The 2,087-nt window shown below is 63.9% G+C and carries 2 protein-coding genes; both read right to left on the reverse strand.

Annotation, left to right across the window (positions count from 1 at the left end; all coding sequences use genetic code 11):
* Positions 1–389: NAD(P)/FAD-dependent oxidoreductase (locus GY769_08360; GenBank protein MCP4201932.1), on the reverse strand; the 389-nt coding region annotated here is incomplete at its 3' end.
* Between the two features lie 11 nt (positions 390–400).
* Complete coding sequence (locus GY769_08365; GenBank protein MCP4201933.1) at positions 401–1,996, reverse strand: NAD(P)/FAD-dependent oxidoreductase; 1,596 nt, start codon at positions 1,994–1,996, stop codon at positions 401–403.
* Positions 1,997–2,087 lie beyond the last annotated feature (91 nt).

A 2,087-nucleotide genomic window follows, 5' to 3' on the forward strand; every position in this document is an offset into this window, starting at 1 on the left:
AGGGCGGTCATGAGATCCAGGAACTTGGGATACTCGGCAGCATCCTTCTGCGAGAAGCGGGCAATCTCACGGGCGGTCTTCGCGGTATCGCGCCAGATCGTCAGCTGATCTCCGCCGGGCTGTGGGCTGAAAACCACGGCCTCCGACTCGATCCACTCGACCTTGGAGTCCAGCATCAGGTCGCGACGCACCTTGGCGGAGACGTAGCCCCCGCCGTCGGCGACCGCCGAGACCCTGAAGCCCGGGAAGATCTCCTCGGTCACGGCCGCGCCGCCGACCTGCCCGGCTCTCTCCAGTACCAGGACCGTGCGCCCGGCTCGCGCGAGATAGGCCGCCGCAACCAACCCGTTGTGTCCCGCCCCGACAATGATGGTGTCGTAGTTTCCCACGGTCTTCGTTCCTATGTGGTGCGAGCGGGCTCGATCTTCCCGCCGAGGATCTCCTTCGCCGCCAATCGGCCCGGCATCGCCATGATGCCGCCGCCGGGGTGGGTCCCGGATCCGCATTGCCAGTAGTTTCGAATCGGTGTCCGGTAGTCGGCGTAGCCGGCCGCCGGGCGTTGGAAGAAGAGTTGATCGAGGGTCAGCTCGCCATGGAAGATGTTGCCTTCGGTCAGGCTGAACTGACTCTCCATGTCCCAGGGTGTCAGCACCTGCTGGTGCAGAATGATGTCCTTGATATTGGGGCAGAACTCCTCGATCGTGTCGAGAACGGCGTTGCCGAACGCGTCCCGCTGCTCGTCCGCGTTGCCGTGCTGGGGCATCTTGTAGGAGCAGTACTGCACGAACACCGACATCATGTGTTTTCCCGGCGGCGCCATGGTGGGGTCGATCATGCTCGGCATCTCGATCTCCATGACCGGCCGCTTCGAAAAGTCCCCGTACTTCGCGTCGTCGTAGGCCTGCTCGAGAAAGTCCATGCTCGGAGCGATCGGCATGGAGCCCTTGAGGAGCGAGTCGTCCGGCATGTCCCTGAACCGCGGCAGCCCGTCGAGGGCCAGGTTGACCTTGCCTGAGGAGCCCCGGAACTTGAACTTGTCGATGCGGTCGATCAGGTCCGCGGGAAGCTCCTTCTCCTCGATGAACTTGCGGAACGTGACCCTGGGATCGGCACCCGAGACGATGGTGTCGGCGTAGATCTCGTCGCCGTTCTCGAGCGCCACGCCGACCGCCTTGCCGTTTTTCACGATGACCTGTTCGACCGGTGCGTCGGTCCGAATCTCGGCTCCGTGCTCTCGGGCGGAGCTCGCGATCGCGGCCGCCACCCCGCCGGTCCCGCCCAACTGCGCGCCCCACGCCGAATAGGCACCGTCGAGGTCACCCATATAGTGATGGAGGAGCACGTAGGCGGTCCCCGGCGATTTCGGTCCGAGGAAGGTGCCGATCACCGCGCTGAGGGCGTGATTCGCGCGGATGATGTCCGTCTCGAAGTACTCCGCGAGGAAATCCTCGGCGCTCATGGTCATGACCTTGTACAAGGTGTGAAAGGTGTCCTTGCCGAGTCCCTTGAGGTGCGCCCCGAAGCTCTTGAGGGTCTTGAGGTCGCGAAGGCTCGGTGCGGCGAGATCGGGCGGCGTGTAGCCCAGGATCGGCTTCACCGCGTTCGCCAGCTTGAACATCACCTCTTCGAACTTCGCCGCCATGTCCGCATCGCGCCGCGAGAACTTTCGGAGCTCGTTGCGCGTCTTGGCCTCGTCCGGCCACGAAATGAGTGGCGGCCCATCTTCGTTCGACATGAAGATCGAGTTGACCGGATGGATCTGCAGCCCGTGCTTGGCGAGCTCGAGCTCGCGTGTGACCTCGGGACGGAGCAGGCTGACGACGTACGAGCACACCGAGTACTTGAAGCCCTCGTGGATCTCCTCGGTGACGGTTGCGCCGCCGATCACGTATCGCTTTTCGAGCACCAGGACCTTGCGGCCTGCTCGAGCGAGATACGCCGCGCACGTCAGGCCGTTATGGCCGGCCCCGATCACGATCGCGTCCGCATCGCTCATGCAAACTCTCCCGACTCGCGGCAGGATCGATCCAGCCCTTCGCGACACGCTAACGGGTCGACCGATCGAATCAAGTGACCGTTCAGGTGGC

The sequence above is a fragment of the bacterium genome (genome assembly GCA_024224155.1).
Taxonomy (GTDB): Bacteria; Acidobacteriota; Thermoanaerobaculia; order Multivoradales; family JAHEKO01; genus CALZIK01.

What these genes read in the sequence shown, in the direction of transcription:
- GY769_08365 (MCP4201933.1), bottom strand. Translation starts at nt 1,996, where the DNA reads ATGAGCGATGCGGACGCGATCGTGATCGGGGCCGGCCATAACGGCCTG.